This window comes from Cryobacterium sp. TMS1-20-1 (assembly GCF_004402355.1).
GTDB classification, from domain to species: domain Bacteria; phylum Actinomycetota; class Actinomycetes; order Actinomycetales; family Microbacteriaceae; genus Cryobacterium; species Cryobacterium levicorallinum.
Window position 1 is genome coordinate 1 of the sequence record NZ_SOGF01000060.1, and the last position, 20833, is coordinate 20833.

Sequence of the window (20833 nt, forward strand, 5' to 3'; positions counted from 1 at the left end):
ATTTAATTCTAACGTAAAGTGGGCAAAATTAAAAGCTCAGAGCAAACAAAAACCGCATGAATCCGGGGAATCGGAACACGGCCCCACCGCCCATGTCCAGACCCCTGGGACCAGTCCGGCTGACGACACGAGGTTGGGGTCGTCAAACGATGCAGATAAGGACCGGTGAGTGTGAGAAAGTTGCATCTACGAGATGTCTCCCTGAGCATTGAATAGCTTGTCTAGATAACAACTATTTTAGCTGGTCAGAGAGGCATTCTCGGTTTAACGCGCCGTCAAAACCTCAAGGTCAACCGGCGGATTCAGGCTTAGATGAATCGCTTCAGGAGGGATTTGGATCGTCTGAAGACCGGTGTAACCCCGGGAATCCAAGTAGCGAGCGTAACGGCACGACTGAGGTGCTTTGAAGAGAAGGCTGTCAGTTGCTTTGCATAGACACGAGCCAGACACAATTCTCCGTGCTCCACAGCCCTGTACACAATTCCCAGCACGAATCTTTTCCCGCCTCGTCGGACTGCCTCTTGAACGCCTGGTCGATTTCCATACTTTCGGCTTGTGATCTCCAACGTCTTCAGGAAATCATCGCTATACGAAAAGTATCGATGTCCAACATTGCCGCCCTGCTGTCGATAAATAGCGAGCGGTTCGTCTATTCGCTCTACGTCCCCTTGTGAGGTTACGTCGATGAAGTACATCCAGTCACTGGCAGTTCGAATCTCAGAGTTAAATCCGTCATGCGGTATGGCGTCGGCCCGCACCATCGTTGCGGGACCAGGCAGCTGAGCCCCGAAATTTCCGATCATGTCAATTTGATTCTTTACGATGTCTTTTGCGCGGCCCCCGACTAATTCAGCAATGGTCCCGTTGCGCATTACGTGGCACGGGTGATAGCTCAGAACAAGCCGCGGATTTTCCAAGAACGCGCTCAGTTGCCTTTCAAGCTTCCGCGGCAACAATAAGTCATCGCCGCCCATCAATGCGACATAACGTCCGTTACAGGCAGCGAGCCCAGCATTGCAATTAGCTGTAATACCTTGATTGACGGGATTTAGCACTAGCCGAATCTTTTCTGGATGCAGTCTTTGAATCGATTCGAGGACGTGTTGAGTACCGTCCGTAGATCCGTCGTCCGAGACTACAATCTCGTAGTCGTCAATCGTTTGATTGAGGCACGAAGCGAGTGTCTCACTCATGAGGTCTTTCTGGTTATACGTGATAACTAAGATGCTCACTATGGGGGGTTTCAAGGTACTCCTCCGGTTCATTCTTGAGCTAATTGGTGCGGTTGGAGTTAATGATCTATTCCTAACGGGGCTTCGCCCCCGCCCGCTGAGTCGTGTTTCGGTGTGGCTGTGTTGTGGAGCTCCGGTAGGTGCGGATGGATCCTAGAAGACTGTACCGTTTGGGTGTATGAACTGTATCAGCGGTTAGTTGGCCGTTATCTTTCCGCCGAACCCATCGGAGTCTGCCATGAGTGTAACGCGCGACATCAGTACTGTCATCAACGTCAATTGTGCCCGTCGAGTTTTTGAGACAATCTGATGTGTTTTTCTTCTACGCGGCTGCCGTTTGACGGATGTCGCGGTGTGCGGCCAACGCGGCAACAGACCCTAGCTCTCCATTGTGCAAGTGAGGCCTGCGCCGGTTGTACCAAGATTCTATATATTCCATCACCGCGGTGTGCGCGGCAAGGTGATTCTCGAAATTACTTTGGAAATACATCTCCGTCTTCATGTCACCCTTACGATTTCGGTGAGATGACCATATCCAAATCGCGCCTGACTACCTGACACGGACGACGCTTTGGAGGAATTCTTATCTCACCTAAATCGTAGGACTGCATCCTCTCGCATACGTCAACGTGAACATATGCGGCCTACTGAAATGCAGGTTCGACGACACCGCGAGGGAACGTTTCTCGTAAGCGGCGTGAAACCCCGCTCAAGCGCGCCCAGGCGTCACATGTTGGTTGGAGCGCAACAGCCTCCTGACCGCCCAAACGAAGGTGCCGCATGCAACCACGAACGCGGAGGCCGACACCCAATTACTGGAGCTATCAGAAAGAAAGGGTGGAACGCACGTCACCACAACGGCGAAACCAGCGACAAGAATGGGCCGTAGCGGAAGCCCCGTGCCTGCCTGCATGACCACTAGATACACCAGGTATCCCACAAGCGAACCAGCTGCTGCCCCTTGTCCCGCGAAGAGCGCGGACAGTCCAACAGTGATCAGGGTTCCTGTTGCCGCAACTGTGACTGTTCTGAGAGCGACCCGTCCGGCACGAAACTCAAGTTGGTGGTGCCAGCTTGCCATTCCGCCCATTGTGGCGAGGGCAGTGGAAAGTACGAGCGGGGCGAGAACCGTCGGATCGATGTAGTCGGCAGGGAGAACGAGCCTCAATAGGTACTGGTCACCCAGATAGCATACGAAGACTGCCGCTGTCGCGATTGATACGCAGGTCAACTGCAGGGTGGACAGCTTGCCTTGCACTGTGGCATGCTGCCCATTATCCCACGCTCGCCGGAGGGGCGGGTAGGCAACCGCTAGGACAACTCCAAGAACTGCGGCAGATGTTAATGCGGCCACTTGCATCATGGCTGCATAGCTTCCCACGACGCTGGCGGGTACGAATGCGGCAAGAATCAGAAGATTGCCATTCCCGAGTATCGCGTACGATGTGGAGGCAATGGCCAGGCCAACCCCAAACCTCATTGTCCAGGGGTGATGGCCAGATTCATGACGAAATCGTGTTCTGCTTTTCGGACTGAGGAGTAGGGCCGCGATTGCCGACGCTGCACCTGCCATACCAAGGCTGACCAACGGATCCCAGCCGGTGACAATCAACAAGATCAGAACCGCAGTCCTTGTCCCTGTTCCTGCAACGAGGTTCCAAGCGTACGGCCATGGCTTTTCCCACATCAGCCAGGCGAGTGATACTAGGCGATTTACAGCGATCCCGATTCCCCAGCCCACAAATGCCACGGCCTCTTCAGTGAGACCCAACGGATAAGCTGACGCGGCAATCAAAAGCCCGCCAACTGCCGTGTAGGTTAGCGTCCTCCCCATCGAGTATTGGTAGTTCGATCTGCTTGAAGCGCCTCCGGGATACCGCTCAAATCCCAGAATCACCGACTCAGCGGTAAGCAGGCTGAAGTATGTCGCTATCGTGATTGCGACCGCAAGCGCGGCGTATTCCGCGGGGCTAAGCAGCCGGGTGAGAAGCGGCAGCTGAATTGCAGCGCAAGCAAGCGAGAAGATACGTGCAAATGCAACGGCTGAGCTGGAGCCCACAAGCGAGCGAATCCGCCCCATAGTTCCTCCGCATTTTGGATCCCGATACCCAGAAGGGGCACATAAAAGCCAACGCGCCAGTTCGCGTAGCCGACGGTCTCACTTTAGTCTGCTTGCGATCGCCTGAAATTTTGACCGTGCGCTACGAGTCGGTGGTGGTGACGCAGATTTCGACCGTGTGGATCACTGATCGAGGGCCAGAAGATTATTCGCGTTCGACCGTTGGGAACAGACCCGTGTATCAAGCACCGCTGGTGTACACGGTAGGTCTGAATGCCCGGTAGGTTTGGACTGACCGCCCGTTTGATTTTGCCCGATTATTCTTCGCCCGGGGTTTACCAGATATGACTGACACATCCTCTATGCGCACAGTGCCCATGAATGACCTCTCGCGAGGTATCGAGTGGGACCGTTTCCACTTCAAAAGCGCGCTAAAGAGCGTGCTGGATTCTGGTTTTGTTGAAAAGGGCTTCAATCATGCTGCGTTTGCGGCAGAACTCGCCAGCTACCTGGGAGTTAGCAAATCGATCGGAGTCGTATCAGGAATCGACGCGTTGAAACTCTCATCCAAGGCCGCAGGGCCGCAAGGCCGCAACTTGGTTCTGACAGCGGCGAATGCTGGAGGTTACACGTCGACCGCAGCAAAGCGCGCAGACTTCAACACAGTATTTGTGGACGTCGAGAAGGGTTCGTTGTGCATGAGCGCAGAGACTATCGACGCTGGCTTGATCGACGACGTAGGAGTCGTCCTTGTGACACATCTTTACGGTAATTTCACCGACATTCAAGAAATAGTTGAACAATGCGATGAACGAGGCATTCAAGTTGTGGAGGATTGCGCCGAATCTATTGGCGCTCGGCGCGAGAGTCGTTTCGCCGGTTCCGTCGGGGATTTCGCAGCGATCAGCTTCTACCTGACCAAAAACCTAGGCGCAATCGGTGATGGCGGTGCCGTCGTCACAACTGACGCTGAACTTACGAGCAAGGTCCGGCAGTTGAGCCAAAATGGCGGGGACTCAAAATGCAGCGTAGAACTGCCGGGGGGCCTGAACTCCCAGCTCGACGCGCACCAGGCTGCATTGTTGACAGTGCGATTACCCCTGCTGGACTCATTCGATGAGAGACGGTACGAAATCGTGGGTCGTTATGCCGCTGCCGCAGTCGGCACATCCATCACGCTAATGCCAGCGGATACGGATTCTCACGTTGCGCATCTCGCGGTTGCACGGTCCGCCAATCGAGAGAGGGCGCAGCAGGCTTTGCGGCAGGCCAACGACATGACTGATGTCTATTTGCCTGTTCCATATCATTGGCAGCCAGGATTTGGATCGAGCGCCGTTTCGTTGCCTATAACAATACTGGCTTTTCGCGAAGTGTTCTCCTTGCCATGCTTCCCCGAGCTAATGGAAGAAAAGATTCTCACGGTCTGTGATGCAATCGGGACACTGGCGTGACTCCGAGCAGGCGCCTAACAATGGCACCGACGTCGGACCGTAGTACCCAGCCGTTGGGAGCCCTATGAAGTCGTCAATTGCGCGGATCGACCGGCTCAACTGGGCAAAGTTCACCATAGTTTTCGTGGTGGTAAACCTCCACGTTCTGCGAAACCTCTCGTTGGGCCTCTACATGGCCATGTACTTACCTATAGTAATAATGGTGACCGTTGACTACATCGTTCATATCCGCACAGCAAGAGGGCGCCACGGCGCTTTCTATGTCTGGGCTGCGATCGCAGTCCTCGGGTTTCTAGTCACGTCCTTTGTATCGGCCCCGGCGTCCGCAGCGTATGGCCTGGCCCGATTCTTATTCGCGGCACCGATCTATCTCGCATTCGCCGCATATACAAGAAATCGCACGGATATAGAACATCATTTGCAAACATTCGTCTTATTTTTTGCAGCAGTCAGTCTTTCACTTCCGATTCAGTTCCTCATCGGCCCGATCGACTGGTTCGTAGCGTCATCTGAACGAGCGGGTTTCGAGCGTTTTGGATCGCTGGCAGGAAGCCTGACCGCGATCGGCGTTTCGGTCGGGCTGTACTTGATACTCGCCAGCACGTTACCCGGGAAATGGACGGTGCCCGTGATGATTATCATCGCAGTTGGCCCAATCGTTTCCCTGAACAAGGCGGCCGTTGCGAATATCGCAATAGCTATCGTAATGATAATCTGGGTATACCGCAGGAATCTCGGGAAGGCTGCCCTTGCGCTTTCAACAGCAGCTTTGGGGATGGTTGCACTAGTTGTCATCGTGCCGGAGTTTGAACAGCGGATTCAGGCGACGTTGATTAGTTTCGGACTTGACGCAAGTACGAGCGGGATCATTAACTACGACTCCGCTGCCGACGAGAGCATGATCAGCCGCTTGACCGTGCTGCCGATGGCGAACTTCGAAGCGTTAAGCGACTTGACTAGTCCATTCGTATATCTGCTCGGTGGCGGATTCGGAATGGCCAGCACAGCTTTGGTTCCAGAGAAAGCGGTCCTTGCGCCGATGGCGCACAACCAATTCGCGGAGTTGGTAACTGTGTTCGGCTTTCTAGGCGGTGGCGTCCTAATAGTAGTGATGCTTAGCATCATGTTCCGGCTGTGGAGCAAAGCGCGTGCTGATGGCACAGTTCTGTTCTACGGCGTGGCTGCTACATACGCTGTCTTTCTCTTTAACTCGTTATTCGCTAACGGCACCGTTTATCAGCCATCCGGCGCGTCGATTTTCTTCCTTTGCATGTACCTCGCGTACGCCAAACCCGAAACGGAGGAATCTCGCGTAACTCGCATGGTCAGTCGGAGGTCACGATCCTTCAGCAAAGGTGCATTGACTCATGGCTGTTAACGCCGAGCTAAATCAGGGGCAATAGTGCCGTCTGAAAATAGGACTATTGTTCGTACTTTTTACTATGCCGTATCGGGCGTGGGCTCACGGCTCTGGACACGGAAGGAGGAGTAGTGTTCTGTTTTGCCGGATTCATGCAGCTTTTGTTGGTTGGGAGCTGTCAGTTGCAGCCAATCGGCGAGAGAATCAATTTACACACACGTACGGTTTCGATAAGTCGGATTGCCACACCCATTGGCGTGGCCGTGGATCCATCCTGGAATAGCTAGCAAAAAGTTCTCCCAACATATATCGACCCAAGACGCCCTTGTCAGGACCCCAGGCGCGTGCACGTCAGTGATAACCCGTAGAGGAATTGTATTGCGGGACACGTATTGGGCTGGCGCATTGTCCACGTGCGTCGGCTAACAGAGTTTCGCGCCAATGTTGAAACTAGTAACGAAGGTTAATTTAAAGTGACCGACTTGACCACTGAGTCAATATCTCAATTCGACCTTCTAAATATTTACGATGAAGGCAAATGGATCATTAAGTGAAAATTCTTATCGTTACTCAGTATTATCCTCCGGAATTTGCCGTGATACAGTCCACCCTCGCCCAACAGCTATCCGAGCGTGGACATGAAGTGAGAGTCCTCACGGGTTTTCCCAGCTATCCGCACGGCAAGTTGTACGCAGGTTTCAAACAATCTTGGCACCACACGGAGTCGCACGGGCGTGTGCTTATCCGGCGCGTTCCATTGATCATCAATCACTCTCAGAACAGCCTCGCGAGGATCGCCAATTATCTTTCGTTCGCACTCAGCACTCTTCTAGCTAGTGGCTTCGCCCGTAACGTTGACGTCGTATACGTTTATGCGACACAGATGACTGCCGCTATCGCTCCGCATTTCTGGCGTCGAACGCTGCGCATACCATTTGTGCTCCACGTTCAGGATTTATGGCCTGAATCGATTACTGATTCGTCGCTCATTAAATCGAGCGTTCTCGGTCGAGTTATGAGTGCCATCCTCGCGCCTTTTTTATCTGCTGTCTACAAACAATCATCGGCAGTTATTCCAATTGCGCCCACGATGCGCGACTTATTGGCTGATCGAGGAGTGGACGAGAAAAAGCTCCACACGGTCTATAATTGGGCGGAAGATTCCGATGACTTGACTACCGCTACACGCGTGATCCGTCCGACGGGGGGAGTGTGCGTAACCTATGCCGGCAATCTCGGCGACTTGCAAGACCTCGAAACGGTGCTTGAAGCTGCCCGCCTCGTGCTCGACCTCGTCGGGTTCCGGCTGGTTTTAGTCGGGACGGGTGTTGCTGAGAGAAGTCTTCGCCAACAAGCGGCTGAGAAGTCACTTACGAACGTCGAGTTCCGTGGCCGAGTTCCACCCAAGGAAATGAATCTTATTTACGCCGAATCGGACTTTCAACTCGTAACATTAAAGGACATACCCATTTTTCGCGGCACCATTCCGTCGAAGTTTCAGGGGAGTTTGGCCAGAGGTGTCGCAATTATTGCGACTGTTGCCGGTGACGTAACTGCGATTGTGCAAGACGAGGGCGTGGGCTTGACCGCACCTCCGGAGAATCCTGTAGCCCTCGCGGACGCTTTTCGTGCGGCATATTTCATGCCCGATAAGGCTCGGGCTGAACTCGGACGCCGCGGCCGGGCGCTTTATCTCCGATCCATGTCGGCGCAGGCCGGCGTAGATGCCATTGAAACGATATTGACTGAGGCCGCTAGTGAAATTACGAAATGAGATCACAGGAATGACAAACAAATACGACGGTAAGCGCATCCTTGTCACTGGCGGTACGGGGTCTTTCGGCCACATCGTTGCAGCAAAACTACTGGATCGCGGCGCTTCACAAGTCCGTATTCTGAGCCGCGATGAAGCCAAACAAGACCTGATGCGTCACGAAATAGTGGATTCCCGTCTCCGATTTTATGTAGGTGACGTGCGCGATTTCCTCAGCGTAGAACGAGCGATGAGAGACGTTGACTTTGTCTTTCACGCGGCGGCTTTGAAGCAGGTTCCTTCCTGCGAGTTTTTCCCTATGGAGGCCGTCAAGACAAATGTGATTGGGAGTGAGAACGTCGTTCGGGCCGCGGACCAAGCAGGCGTTAAAACTGTTGTTTGTCTAAGCACCGACAAAGCCGTCTATCCCGTCAACGCCATGGGTATGAGCAAGGCGATGATGGAAAAAGTTGCACAGTCTCACGGCCTCAACAATCCCGACGCCGTCACGACGGTCTCGTGTGTGCGCTATGGGAACGTCATGTATTCGCGCGGGTCGGTGATCCCTTTGTTCATTAGCCAACTCAAAGCGGGGAAAGACCTTTCTGTTACGAACCCGAATATGACGAGATTCATGATGTCCCTCGCGGACTCCGTCGACCTAGTCGAATACGCTTTCCACCATGCAGGCCAGGGCGATCTTTTCATCCGCAAGGCGAAAGCATGCACGGTGGGAGACCTCGCCCAAGCCGTGATCGCACTTTTCCAATCGTCGGCCAAGATGGAAGTGATTGGGACACGTCACGCGGAGAAGCTCTCCGAGGCGCTTGCAAGTAGGGAGGAGCTTTCGCGGTCTCAAGATATGGGCGACTACTTCCGCATTCAGGCCGACAATAGAGACTTGAACTACAGTTTGTATGTAGAGCAAGGCAACGTTGCTCAGATTAAGTACTCAGACTACGACTCGCATACGGTCGCTCTTCTGAGCGTTCCAGAAATTCAGGATCTCCTCTTGACGCTTCCCGAGGTGCGAGCTGAACTGCGCCTGGCTGGACTTGCCGAAATGAGTATTCGCTAATGGCATCGGAAAAAGTTGCGCTAACTGGGGCTAACGGCTTTTTGGGATTTCATGTGCAATCGGCTTTGAGAGAGAAGGGCATCGGGGCCGCAGTAATTCCCCTTGGTGTCGCTTACGACTCGGCGCGATCAGTGACAGCAATGGCCGGCGTGGATCGACTAGTCCATCTAGCCGGAGTGAATCGTGGTTCCGACGATCAGGTGGCTGACGGAAACGTCCTATTTGCTCACCAATTAGCTGAAGCCATCCGGCATTGTCCCTCTCCGCCCCGAACCATCGTTTTCGCCAATTCCACTCAGTCAACCAACGAGAGCGTTTACGGCCTCGCGAAGTCAACTTCTGCCAAGATACTGCGAGCTGCAGCTGAGTCGGCCGGTGCAGAGTTTCAAGACATCCTTTTGCCCAACCTCTTTGGTGAACATGGCAGACCTTTTTATAATGCCGTCACTGCTACGTTTTGTCACTTGTTGGCGCGGGGCGAGCAACCTTTGATCAAGAACGATGCACAGTTGACGTTGCTCCACGCCCAGGACGCTGCTGACAAACTTCTTGGATATACTCCTGTTGAAGTTTCCGTTCGGGAAACGAGTGACTTGACTGTTAGAGACCTTCTTAGCCGCTTACAGCAAATATCCCAGGTCTATGCGCAAGGGGAAATTCCAGACGTCTCATCGGACTTCACCCGTAATCTCTTTAATACTTATCGGTCGTACACATTCCCAACGGTTGGCCCCATACGCTTGACTAAACATGCAGATGCGCGTGGGTCCTTTTTCGAGATAGTCCGTTCGCACGGTGGCACAAACCAATTCTCTTTTTCGACGACTGCGCCGGGAATTAGCCGTGGCGATCACTTCCACCGCCGAAAGATTGAGCGTTTTACCGTCTTGTCTGGCACCGCGACCATCGCACTGCGCCGGATCTTGTCGGACGATATTGTTGAGTTTCAAGTATCGGGGGATGAACCGGTCGCAGTTGATATTCCGACCATGTGGGCTCACAAGATCACAAACACAGGGTCCGGTGCGTTATATACCTCCTTTTGGTGCAACGACATCTTTGATAGCAAAGCTCCCGATACGATTTCAGAGAAAGTTTATGCATGAATTCACGCCTGAAAGTCCTCACGGTAGTTGGAACGCGTCCCGAAATTATACGACTGGCCGCGACGATCAAACGGCTCGATAAGCATGCAGACCACATTCTGGTCCACACTGGTCAAAACTATGATTATGAGCTCAATGAGGTATTCTTTGCCGACCTCGGTCTCCGAAAGCCAGATTATTTTTTAGAGGCAGACACGAGCTCCCTTGGGAGTGTTTTGGGTTCAATTCTGACCTCGATAGAAGATGTGTTGGAAATAGAGAAACCTGACGCGTTTTTAGTTTTAGGTGACACAAACAGTTGCATTTCGGCGCTAATGGCCAAAAGAATGAAAATACCGGTTTACCACATGGAGGCGGGAAATCGGTCTTTCGATGAAAACGTTCCTGAGGAGACGAACCGACGCCTCGTGGATCACGTGGCTGACTACAATCTTGTTTATACGGAACATGCACGGCGGAACCTTTTGGCCGAGGGGATCCACCCATCTCGCATATTGCTGACTGGCTCCCCAATGCGCGAGGTACTTGAGAATAATGTATCGAGCATAGCCGCGAGCACGATCCTGCAGCAGCAAAAGCTCGACGAGCACGGCTATTTTTTGGTGAGTCTGCATCGTGAGGAGAACGTCGATAACCCTGCGCGGCTGGAGACAATACTAAAGTCTCTAGGCAAACTCGCCGCGACATACAACCTGCCGGTTCTAGTCTCGACCCATCCTCGGACACGCAAGCGCTTGGAAGGGCAGTCTGCCGAGCTCAAGAGGAAACTTGTATTCCACGCGCCCTTCGGATTCAACGATTACGTTCGACTTCAGCAGGCGGCCAAACTGGTGCTTTCTGATAGCGGAACTGTCAGTGAGGAATCATCGATACTGGGCTTCCCGGGAGTGTCCCTCCGTGACGCTATTGAACGACCCGAGGCTATTGATACTGGGGTGACAATAACATCGGGCGTTGAAATAGGAGATGTCCTCGGTGCGGTCGAGACTACCCTTAGGCAGTTTGAGCAGGATGGACCTGCCTCCGTCCCGACTGAGTACCTCATCAAAGATGCCTCCCGTCGAGCCGTAAGTTTTATTCAATCAACCGCTAGATTGCATCATGCAAGGAGCGGAATCCGGACGATACCGATAGCCTGATTCGATTCGCGCTGCCTTCGTCCATGAGGACGAAGGCAAGTGCCTTCATCGCACGAGCGATTTCAATCCTTGCCAGTTTTGTATCAAGTCTTCTTGTTGCCAGGTTCTTAGGAGTTGCGGCGGCGGGGCGGAAAATGTCAACCTTTATGAGGCTCCCCTGACTTTTCCGAGAGTGTTTTCGGAGCGCTTTGACGGCCGCACAGAATTTGACGCTTCTATAGTTATCAACCGGCAATAGGGTGCGCCCGTATGGTGAATTGAGGCAGACGTTAGGAGAATCTGGTTCCAGGGGTCCTGACATGGACGCGTTAGGTCGATATATTTTTTGGACAACGCAGGCCCAGGGGTCCTGACATGGACGCGTTAGATCGATTTAATCTGGCGAAACTCAGAGCCGTTCTTTGATGGCGTATCGCAAGATGAAGTCGGTGCCCGGATAGCGCGTTTGGGTGTCGGTGAGGCTCGCGCAGAGCTCCGGGGGTCCTGACATGGGCGGCTTGATTCGATATATCCCGGCGTAACTCAAAGCCGGTCTTTGATCGCATAGTGCATGATCAGGTCGGTGCCTGGATAGCGGGTTTCGGTGTCGGTGAGGCTCGTGCAGAGCTCACGAACGGCCGCGGTTTCACGCTGGGTCGGCATGATGTCTCGCCGTAACGGCGCTCCATCAATTCCAGCAGCATCGTCCGCATCGATTCCGTCGGCTTATCCAGCAGCCACTCGTCGATGACCAGCAGCGTGAAGGCGGCATATTTGCGGAGGAACTTGCCCGCGCCGCCCGGGGCGTCTTGCGCGGCGACCCAGGCTTCCTCGAGATCGGGCATCCGGACGGAGTGGGCGCGGATGCGATGCTCGCAGGCGCGTTTGGCGAGAGCGCATCCCAGATACGACTTTCCCGACCCGGTGAAGCCTTGGAAGACGACGTTTTGTTGCCGGGTGACGAACGAGCAGGTCCCGAGCTGGGTCAGCACCTGCCGGTTGAGACCGCGCTCGTCGAGGAGGTCGATGCGCCGCAGATCCGCGTTCGGGTAACGCAGTCCCGCTCGCCGGATCAGCCCGTCAACCTTGGAATGCATGAACGTCGAGTAGGCGTCGTCGACGACGAGCCGGACTCTTTCCTCGAAGGTCAGGCTGATGGAGAGTATTTCGTCTTGGAGGTCGATGGCCTGCAGGAGCTCGCCGGCGTTCATCTCGCGGAGTTTGCGTTTGGTCTCGCCGTCCAGCGCGCTCAACGGTTCCCTCCGGCGTAGTAAGCGCTGCCGCGAACGTAACCGCCATGGTCCGGTTCCGGTTCGGGAACTTGTCCGGTTTTGTCTTGCCCGGTGTCGAGGATCGGCCGCAAATGCGCATAACGCGGGGAACGGACCGGGCCCCGCAGCGCGAGTGCGCAGGCGGCCTCGACCCGGGCCGACGGGAACCGGCGCGAGAGCTTCAGCACAGCCAGCGCGGCGTCGAAGCCGGCCTCGTCGATGAAAACGGTCTCGAAGATCTTCGCCGTCACGGTGAGTGTTGCCGGCCCGATCCGCGCGGCCCATTCCTCGATCCGGGGTCGGTCCCAGGCCTGGAAGCTGCGCCCCTCGGGCAAGTCCACATCGTTGGTCCGATACTGGTTGCTGGTCATTGCCGGCAGCAGCAAATGGCTGGCCAGACGCTCATCGCGCCGATAAACCTCCAGCATCGTCTCGGTGAGACGAAGGTCCACCAGCGCGCCGATGTGGCTGAAGGGGACGGAGTAGAAGTTCTTGGCCCAGACCACCTGGGCGTTGGCGTTGACCTTTCGTTTATAGGACCACGTGCTGATCTCAAACGGCGCCGCCGGCAGCGCCTGCAACAACGGCTTCTCCTCGGTGGTGAACACGCTCAGGCGAGACCCGACACGTTTCTGGAAGGGCTCCCGGTTGTAGGCATCCATTTGTTCTCGGATTCGCAGACGCAACTGCGCCAGCGAGGTGAACGTCTCCTTCCTCAAACCGGCGATGACCCAGGTTGCGACATGGGCCACCGTGTTCTCAGTGCTACTTTTGTCGCGCGGGTGCCGCACTCTGCCGGGGAGCACCGCGGCCGAGTAATGCGACGCCATCTCCCGATACGCATCGTTCAAAACGACCTCCCCTTCCTTCGGGTGGGAGATGACTCCGGTCTTCAGGTTGTCCGGGACCAGGCGTGGGACGCTGCCGCCGAAGAAGGCGAACATTGCCGTGTGGGCGCGCAGCCACGCCTCCTGCCGCATATCGAGGGTGGCTTCCACGAACGCGTAGCGGCTAAACGGCAGGCAGGCGACGAACAGATACACCTTCGACATCTCGCCCGTCGTTGGATCCAGAAGTTGCATTGTGGGTCCGGACCAGTCGACCTCGATACTGCGGCCGGCTTTGTGGCCGACCCGGGACGTCGCCTCGGAGACAGCGGCATGTTCGGCATAGAGCCGGCAGAACCGGTCGTAGCTCATCGTCGCCTGCGCCATCGCTGCCTGGTCGACATACTCCTGGTGCAACAGCTTCAACGTCACCCCGACCCGCGCGAGCTCGGTATGAACCCGGCCCCAATCCGGCTGCGCGAAGACTGACTCGTGGACGCCGCGACCGGGGAACAGCGTCGAATACACCGTGGCCTCCGGCAACTCGGCGACGTCGTCCCAGCCGAGCCCGAGCCGTTCTGCTGCATCGAGCACAGCTCGAATGCTGTGCCGAGACATCCCCTGGGCGGACTCGATCGCCCGTCGCGACAAGCCCTGATTCCGAAGCTGCAGGATCTGCTTCGCTTTGATCTTCCGTACCATTACCGGTACTCCTTCCACCAGGTGGCGCTCACCTGGTGGGAGGAGCTTTTCAGGTGGGGCTCAACCACGCCGGTAGTGGGGCTGAACGATGCAAGTCACGTAGCTGAACAGTGGGGCTCAACGGCACCATAGGTGGTGCCCATCGAAGCCAATATTCAGGCACGGGTATGCCCGTCAACATAAACGATGCCGAGCAGTCCGGTATCCGGGTTGTTGTCAGCGGCGAACCGTTCGAACGCGATCAAGCTCATCAGCTCGGGGACCTTGNTTTGAGCTCGGAGACGAGGGAGGCGCTGGGCTGCGCCATGACCATGAATAACGGGTCCCCGTTCGCTGCGGATACCCAGGTTTCCTCGGTGGCGGGGACCGGCATCTTCAACCGGGTCGAATGCAGCCGGCCGATTTTCTTCCCGCCCTCATAGGCACGGGTATGCCCGTCAACATAAACGATGCCGAGCAGTCCGGTATCCGGGTTGTTGTCAGCGGCGAACCGTTCGAACGCGATCAAGCTCATCAGCTCGGGGACCTTGCCGGTGTCAACCAGTCCTTGATACTGCCGGCGGATGGTTTTCACCTCCGGGGACCGGTCCATCCCCAAGATCCGTCCGAACGCTGTCGGGTTGAGCCGGGTGGCGCCTTCGGCCCGTGGTTCCCCAACCAGGGTGCGCAGCACGCCCTCGAGAAGCAGCGTGTTCAACCCGTAAACCCGATTCGACAGACCGGTGAAGACCTGGGGCGCGCAGCGCAGCAGCAGGGTCGTTTCCAAGGCCGGCAGCGCGAAGAACATGCCTGCGAGCGGGACGCGTGCCGCCGGTGCGAATGCCGGTGGGACCTCCGTTAGCGCCCCGAACGATGCTGACATGCGCTCCGAGGTGCGATCCATCGGGGCCGGCAGCACGGGCAATTCCTCCGGCACGGCCGCGGCTGAAACGGCGGGTTCTGCCGATTCGAGGGCGGCGGGCAGGGCCGCCGGGTTCTCGGCGGTATCGGCGGCGGGTGTCAGGGTGAGGGCGCGGCGAACACTGAATTCCGACACGCCGACTTGCGTGCCGATGCGCCGGTTGGACAGGCCGGTCTTCTTCTTCAAATCCTGGATGTGGGTGATGACCAGGGCTGTGAGTTTGGAGCCGCCTTTCGGGCCGGGTTTGTCGCTGGACAACGCCGCGAAACCCTCGCTATTGAGGGTGCGGTGCCACTTCCACACGGTGTCTTCATGGACCCCGAACGCCGCAGCGATCTCGGCAATCTTCGCGGTTTTCATGTCCCGCAACTTCACCGCCACAAAGCGTCTCATCGCGTGCTCGCCGGCGTCCCATACATAGACCAACATGCCGTGCAGGAACACCTGCCCGCCATCGTCGTCCTCGACGAGGTCCACGGCAGCACCAATGTGCTTGGCGTTAGATACCGAAGCGAACGGGAGGGGAAGTTGGGTCGTCATCGAATCCATCTTCCACCCCCAATTGAACCACGTGATTGTATACCATGATTCTATCGCAAAACGGGCAAAATTAACAGCGTAGATCAAACAAAAACCGCATGAATCCGCGAAACCGCAACGCGGCCCAACCGCCCATGTCCAGACCCCTGAGGCCCGGGAAATCGACCGGCGTTTTAAAATTTGCCGTTAATGACCCACGCTCCTAGGAGGCTGCTGAATAACATGGGTTCAGCCGGCCCGGCGAGTCTCTAGAGTGTTTTTTTGCTCCGGGGTGGGGCGTTGTGAGATCGGCTGAGCGGTCGGCACCNTTCACGCCGACGCGATCATGGACCGCATCGTACACAACACCATCTGAGTCGAGACCGGCAGCCACAACATGCGAAAACACACCGCCGGCCAGGTCACGATTTAAACCAGTCGCGCGGTCGAGGATCACTGGCCCACGACCGCGCGACACCCTGGCAACGCAAGGCAATACCAGCGGCCCCCCGACTGCAATATTGAACGGCCCCCACCCGCAACACTCACTCATCGCCGACGCCCTCCGGAATGCCGCTGCGACGACCCTAGTCGGGCCGGACGCGATCACTGATTCCGCTGTCCGAAATTCCCGCAGCAGCTCAATTGAAATGGATAGCCCCTTTTTGTATTAGGAGTTCACCGTGAACGGTCAAGGCTAAGCCAATGGTGAAATCTTCGCACTCGCTTGTCATTCATCCAATCGGAAATCGGTGGCAGATTCCAGAATCAGGTCGGGCTTGTAGGCCCGCAGACTACTTGCATTCATGAATCCGCTCAGCACAGCGCAGGTATTCATATCCATCGCCTTGCCTGCCTGAACGTCCTTGCCCGTGTCTCCCAGCATCCAGTCCATATCCGTGCGTCCTTCCACGTGCAAAGCGATTAGAGTCTCCTTCGTCGTACGCTGCTCTGTAACGAGAACCTGGCCGAAGTACTCGAGCAGGCCTAGTCGTTCGAGTTGGTCTAACGCAGCCGCGCGATCTTGGCGCGCGGTGCAGACGTACAGATCGGCCTGTTCCCGCAGACGTGAAAGCGCGTCGTGCATGCCAGAGAAATTCGAATCAAGCGCAAGGAATTCTGGCGTCTCTATCAACTGCATCCAGTCCTTGACAAAAGCGGCGGTTGCCTCGTTATCGTAAGCGAATCGTTCAGCTAGAATTATCTGGTTGGTGAATTTGTTTCCTTTTAGCTCCCAGTATTGCTTGTACGAAAGTAGCGAGGACGGCACCAAATGTTGGAACAGCTCGTAAAGCCGCGCTTTCGAATCCAATAAGGTTCCGTCAAGGTCGAATACAATGTTCATTGCAACTTGGCCATGTGATCATATTCCGCCCTCAAGCCTGAACTGAGATCGGTTTCGTGAGTCAATAAATATGACTTAAGTTTTGTGTTGTCAAAAACGTAATTCCTCCTCGGGCCGTCGAACTCCATCGCCACGAGCTCAACTCTCTTTGCGCTTACCGCTATTAGCTGGTCCAGCAATTGCCGGATTGAAATGGCGCAACTACCCACGACGTTGATGACCCCGACGCCTGCTGGCAAGCCGATGGAAGCGAGCACGGATTCGACCACATCATCGATGTATATCAAGCTACGCAATTCAGCGCCGTCACCCCACAATTCCACGCTGTCGTGTCCCAGGATATCTGCGATCGCCTTCGGCAGGAACTTGCCATACTTCTCCTCGCCCGGTCCGTAAACGTGCCCTAAACGAAGGATTTGGTGCGTGATGTTCCGCTCAGCAGCGCAAAGCGCGACCATCCGCTCGCAGTAAAGTTTTGACAGACCGTACAGCGTCGGCGGCAGGGTTAATGTCTCTTCCGTAATCGGCTCGGCAGGGGCGTATACATCCAGGCTGCTGAGATAAATTATCTGCTTCAACGAACTGAAAGGCAGTTCCAAAAGTCTTTGGGTAAAAGAGATATTGGCAGTGCATCCCAAACTGACGTTGGCATCTGCACTGCTCTTGGGAGTGTATGCCCCAGCATGGATCACGACCTCTACGGCCCTGATCCTTACCAACCCCGCAGAGTCAATCCGGAGCTCGTCTCCGTTGTAGACGATTGTGTAGCACTCCGCGTTGGCGAGCGAGCTGAACGCCGTGACGTTTTCGCTGCCATATGTGGCGCAGGCTGCGGCCAGCAATCGCGAGCCAATGAACCCTGAGGCCCCGGTGATTAGTACTTTCACGGAAACACTATCTCGCTGTCGATGCTATCTGCTGTCATCAGTCGCGGGGCGACGTCCATGCCTCTCAACCAAACTAAACCAGAAGGCAAAGGATTGATCTTCTTTTCGAGCTGCGGGAACTCGCCGTATAGAGCGATGTCTTTAAAGATTTCGGGCATGTTTAGGCCAGCTTCAGTGAAGAATAGCACGGTAGTGAAGAAACGCGAGATATTGATTTCGGTCGGGTTCGGCACGCCATTCCCGTCGTAGGCCATGTCAACACCGAAAACGCCATGCGGCTTCGCAGAAACTGCCTTGATGGCGCTTATCGCGATCTCAGTTGCCTGCGGATTCTCGCATGTGACCCCGACCTTGGTCACACCGGTCACCCCAGAAATGCTCCGGTTGCCATGGGTCCACCCGCGCCGCTCCCGCGATTGCGCGACCACCAATTCCCCCTCGTACCAGATGGACAGCCAGGTTATGGTCTTCGACGTCAGCATTTCAGCTGCGACGAATTCACCCCAGCCTTGGTAGTGATTGATCCATGACTTGGCCAGAGCGAAATCGCTGGTTGGGATCGCGCCCGTCCCGCCGCCGCCAATAGAGGAGGCACGCAGCCAAATCCTGCCGTTCGTGTCGCTAAGTTCCTCGTACGCATGGCGCAAGTCATCTTCGTTGTTGATCAAAATGTTCCGCGGCACAGGAACGCCAGCCGCTTCAAAGGCTAGGTAGGACTTGTGCTTATGCACGCACGTATCGATTACGTCATGGTCTGGCATGAATACTCTTGTGCCCGTGGCTGTGATCTCGTCACGGAACTGCGATGCCTGGTAGATCTCCAAGTCATTCTGGAAATGAATCAGGTCCGGTCGTTCTGCTTTCAGAAGGCTGAGAATAGCCGGCTTGTACTCCGGGGTATTGGCGTACGGGACGTAAAATTTTTTGCTGGCACGGGAAAGAGCCAAATCGCTCGGGTCTGCGCCCATTCCGAGTACTGTCTCAATCCTCTTTCCGCGCAGCAAGGAATTAATTACTCCCTCGGAAGGGGCCCCGCCCGCGCCTGCGATTAGGATTTTTGACATTTTTCACTCCTAGTTGGTTGGAGGGCCTGAACCTCATTTGTGGGAGCGATCCCTCACAGGCTGCATTTCGGTGATTCCAACTGCCGCAATATGGCGGTGGATTCCGTCATGGAAAGCGTCAAACGTTCTCAGAATAGGTCATGCCAAAGTCAGGCCGTGACACGCACCTTGCCATACTGGGCTACGACTAGCTCGACCCCGGTTGGTCGACACCGCACTTGAGGGAATGTTCATCCTGGGAGCCTCACGCTTGAGTTATGAGTCCACCAGGACGGACTCCGCATTCTTGAACTCCTCGATCACCGCGTCACCAGCCGAGCCCGCGAGGATCGCAAATTGTCTTGCCTAGCATCAATGTGGATCAAAACTACAGTGCGATTAAGCAGGCGTGCTCCGAAGTTTTCGGACCTGGCTTACAACCTCGGAGACATCGGCTGCTGTCATCGTTGGAGATATCGGGAGACTCAATGCCTCATCATGGATCTTCTCTGAAATTGGCAGCGCGCCCGGCTGGATTCCCATTCCCGCGTAGGCACCTTGCAGGTGCGGAGGAATTGGATAGTGGATGAGCGTCTCGATACCTACCGAGGCCAAGTTGCGTTGGAGGGCGTCGCGTCCTTCGCCGCGAACGACAAAGAGATGCCACACTGGTTCCGCCCAAGAGGAAACGATTGGAAGAGTCAGGTCCGTATCGGCTAATCCCTTGAGGTAAGCTTCCGCGATTATTCTCCGAGAAGCGTTGAATCGGTCTAGATGGCGTAACTTCACCCGCAGCACGGCAGCCTGCAACTCGTCCAAGCGGCTGTTAAATCCAGCTACCTCATTGGCGTACTTGGTCCGGGATCCGTAATTACCCAAGACTCTGACGCGTGACGCGAGTTCAGCGTCGTCCGTCGTAATGGCTCCCCCATCGCCAAATGCTCCCAGATTCTTTCCTGGATAAAAACTCCATGCTACAACGTCGCCATGCGCACCCAGACGCTTTCCCCTATAGCGAGCGCCATGCGCCTGAGCACCATCTTCTAAGACCTTCAGGCCGTGTCGGCGTGCCAACTCGATTATTGGGCCCAAATCAGCCGGTTGGCCATACAGATGAACTGCAATGATGACCTTGGTTTTTGGAGAAATGGCTGCCTCTATTAGTGCTGGCGCGATATTGAAAGTGTCGACGTCTGGCTCAACCGGAACCGGCGTGGCACCGCACTGACTGACCGCAAGCCACGTGGCAATGTACGTATTAGAGGGGACAATTACCTCATCCCCGGGGCCGACACCGAGTGCAACCAACGCTAAATGAAGCGCATCAAGACCATTCGCTACGCCTACGCAATGCTTGGATTCGCAATATGCCGCGAACTCATCCTCAAAAGCCGCAACCTCATCGCCTAGGACGTACCAGCCGGATTCGAGCGTTCGCTTGACCGCCGCGTCTAGCTCAGGACGTAGTTCGAGATACGTGTCCTTCAGATTCAGAAAAGCTACGCTCACTTAGACACCGCCTCCATGTACTGGTCGTAGTCACGAAAATAGTCGGCCTCGTCATAGTTATTTGAGGCTAGCACCATACACACGGACCCGGACGAAAAGTTGTCTAGTTCTCGCCAAATCATTGGACAGACGTATAACCCCTGATATGACCGGTTTAAGTGGAATCGACGCTTTTTCGTGCCATCATCAAGAACAACGTCAAAACTTCCCGACATGGCGATTATCAATTGGCTCAGGCCCTTGTGAGCATGCCCTCCACGCTCTGCTCCACCGGGCACGTCGTAAAGATAATAAACGCGTTGAATATCGAATGGTACGTGAGAATTCCCCTCAATAAATGTCAAGTTCCCTCGAGGATCTTGTATTTTTGGAAGATCGATAATCTTGCAATCGGAGACATTCATTTGAACTCTTTCCCTGTTTCAAGTCACTGAACGTGGTTTCCGCATGTCGCAAGAGCAGAAAGCTCCCCCGCCGGGAGGGTCCCGGCCGCCGCCCGCGCTGGTTCTCCACCTAACCATTGTTAGGGCGTCATGACCAATCGCGCACCAGTCGGCGTCCCTAGGAGCGTGAGTCAGTAACGCCTATTTCGGCTTGATGCCGCGGAATACGGGTCCATGTCTCGGCGTGGGTTGGGTGTTGCTGGCGCGGTAGCCAATGGGGGAATTG

General features: G+C 55.4%; 17 protein-coding genes. 6 read left to right on the forward strand and 11 right to left on the reverse strand.

What is annotated here, in order from left to right; translation table 11 throughout:
• Window positions 1–308: 308 nt before the first annotated feature.
• From E3O45_RS15585 to E3O45_RS15595, 3 genes are all read right to left on the reverse strand, one after another.
• Window positions 309–1265 carry a glycosyltransferase gene (locus E3O45_RS15585; protein WP_134444317.1) on the reverse strand — a complete coding sequence of 319 codons (957 nt, stop codon included), beginning with the start codon at window positions 1263–1265 and terminating at the stop codon, window positions 309–311.
• 289 nt (window positions 1266–1554) lie between these two features.
• The gene (locus E3O45_RS18460; RefSeq protein WP_134444319.1) at window positions 1555–1734 is read right to left on the reverse strand and encodes an IS3 family transposase; all 180 of its coding nucleotides are present in this window, start codon (window positions 1732–1734) and stop codon (window positions 1555–1557) included.
• Between the two features lie 207 nt (window positions 1735–1941).
• Complete coding sequence (locus E3O45_RS15595) at window positions 1942–3312, reverse strand: lipopolysaccharide biosynthesis protein (protein WP_134444321.1); 1371 nt, start codon at window positions 3310–3312, stop codon at window positions 1942–1944.
• A 356-nt stretch (window positions 3313–3668) separates the two neighbouring features.
• On the opposite strand from E3O45_RS15595, the gene E3O45_RS15600 reads away from it, so the two are divergent.
• From E3O45_RS15600 to wecB, 6 genes are all read left to right on the forward strand, one after another.
• Entirely contained in the window at window positions 3669–4745 is a 1077-nt protein-coding gene (locus tag E3O45_RS15600; protein ID WP_166789529.1) for a DegT/DnrJ/EryC1/StrS aminotransferase family protein, read from the forward strand.
• 199 nt (window positions 4746–4944) lie between these two features.
• Entirely contained in the window at window positions 4945–6123 is a 1179-nt protein-coding gene (locus tag E3O45_RS15605) for a hypothetical protein (protein WP_166789530.1), read from the forward strand.
• A gap of 532 nt (window positions 6124–6655) precedes the next feature.
• Window positions 6656–7879: a glycosyltransferase family 4 protein gene (locus tag E3O45_RS15610; protein ID WP_134444326.1), complete on the forward strand. Its 1224-nt coding sequence runs from the start codon at window positions 6656–6658 to the stop codon at window positions 7877–7879.
• A 10-nt stretch (window positions 7880–7889) separates the two neighbouring features.
• Window positions 7890–8936 (forward strand): polysaccharide biosynthesis protein, encoded by a 1047-nt coding sequence (locus tag E3O45_RS15615; RefSeq protein WP_134444328.1) that lies wholly within the window; start codon window positions 7890–7892, stop codon window positions 8934–8936.
• Entirely contained in the window at window positions 8936–10042 is a 1107-nt protein-coding gene (locus E3O45_RS15620) for an NAD-dependent epimerase/dehydratase family protein (protein ID WP_134444330.1), read from the forward strand. The genes E3O45_RS15615 and E3O45_RS15620 overlap by 1 nt, the downstream gene beginning before the upstream one ends.
• Window positions 10039–11181 (forward strand): non-hydrolyzing UDP-N-acetylglucosamine 2-epimerase, encoded by a 1143-nt coding sequence (gene wecB, locus E3O45_RS15625; RefSeq protein ID WP_134444331.1) that lies wholly within the window; start codon window positions 10039–10041, stop codon window positions 11179–11181. The genes E3O45_RS15620 and wecB overlap by 4 nt, the downstream gene beginning before the upstream one ends.
• A 554-nt stretch (window positions 11182–11735) precedes the next feature.
• Here the strand turns inward: wecB and E3O45_RS15630 are convergent.
• The 8 genes from E3O45_RS15630 to E3O45_RS15665 form a co-directional block, all read right to left on the reverse strand.
• Window positions 11736–12413: an ATP-binding protein gene (locus tag E3O45_RS15630; RefSeq protein WP_134444333.1), complete on the reverse strand. Its 678-nt coding sequence runs from the start codon at window positions 12411–12413 to the stop codon at window positions 11736–11738.
• On the reverse strand, window positions 12410–13960 hold the full coding sequence (gene istA, locus E3O45_RS15635) for an IS21 family transposase (protein ID WP_134444334.1): 1551 nt from the start codon (window positions 13958–13960) through the stop codon (window positions 12410–12412). Before istA ends, E3O45_RS15630 begins: the two co-directional genes overlap by 4 nt.
• 250 nt (window positions 13961–14210) lie before the next feature.
• Window positions 14211–15401, reverse strand: a complete 1191-nt coding sequence (locus E3O45_RS15640) for a putative transposase (RefSeq protein WP_166789531.1) — start codon at window positions 15399–15401, stop codon at window positions 14211–14213.
• 709 nt (window positions 15402–16110) lie between these two features.
• Window positions 16111–16725, reverse strand: coding sequence for an HAD family hydrolase (locus E3O45_RS15645; protein ID WP_134444337.1), 615 nt, complete (start codon window positions 16723–16725; stop codon window positions 16111–16113).
• A complete protein-coding gene (locus E3O45_RS15650) occupies window positions 16722–17612 on the reverse strand; it encodes an NAD(P)-dependent oxidoreductase (RefSeq protein ID WP_134444339.1) in 891 nt (296 codons plus the stop codon). The genes E3O45_RS15645 and E3O45_RS15650 overlap by 4 nt, the downstream gene beginning before the upstream one ends.
• Entirely contained in the window at window positions 17609–18676 is a 1068-nt protein-coding gene (locus E3O45_RS15655) for a carboxylate--amine ligase (protein WP_134444341.1), read from the reverse strand. The genes E3O45_RS15650 and E3O45_RS15655 overlap by 4 nt, the downstream gene beginning before the upstream one ends.
• 378 nt (window positions 18677–19054) lie before the next feature.
• Window positions 19055–20164, reverse strand: coding sequence for a DegT/DnrJ/EryC1/StrS aminotransferase family protein (locus E3O45_RS15660; RefSeq protein WP_134444342.1), 1110 nt, complete (start codon window positions 20162–20164; stop codon window positions 19055–19057).
• Window positions 20161–20568, reverse strand: a complete 408-nt coding sequence (locus E3O45_RS15665) for an FdtA/QdtA family cupin domain-containing protein (RefSeq protein ID WP_134444344.1) — start codon at window positions 20566–20568, stop codon at window positions 20161–20163. The genes E3O45_RS15660 and E3O45_RS15665 overlap by 4 nt, the downstream gene beginning before the upstream one ends.
• Window positions 20569–20833 lie beyond the last annotated feature (265 nt).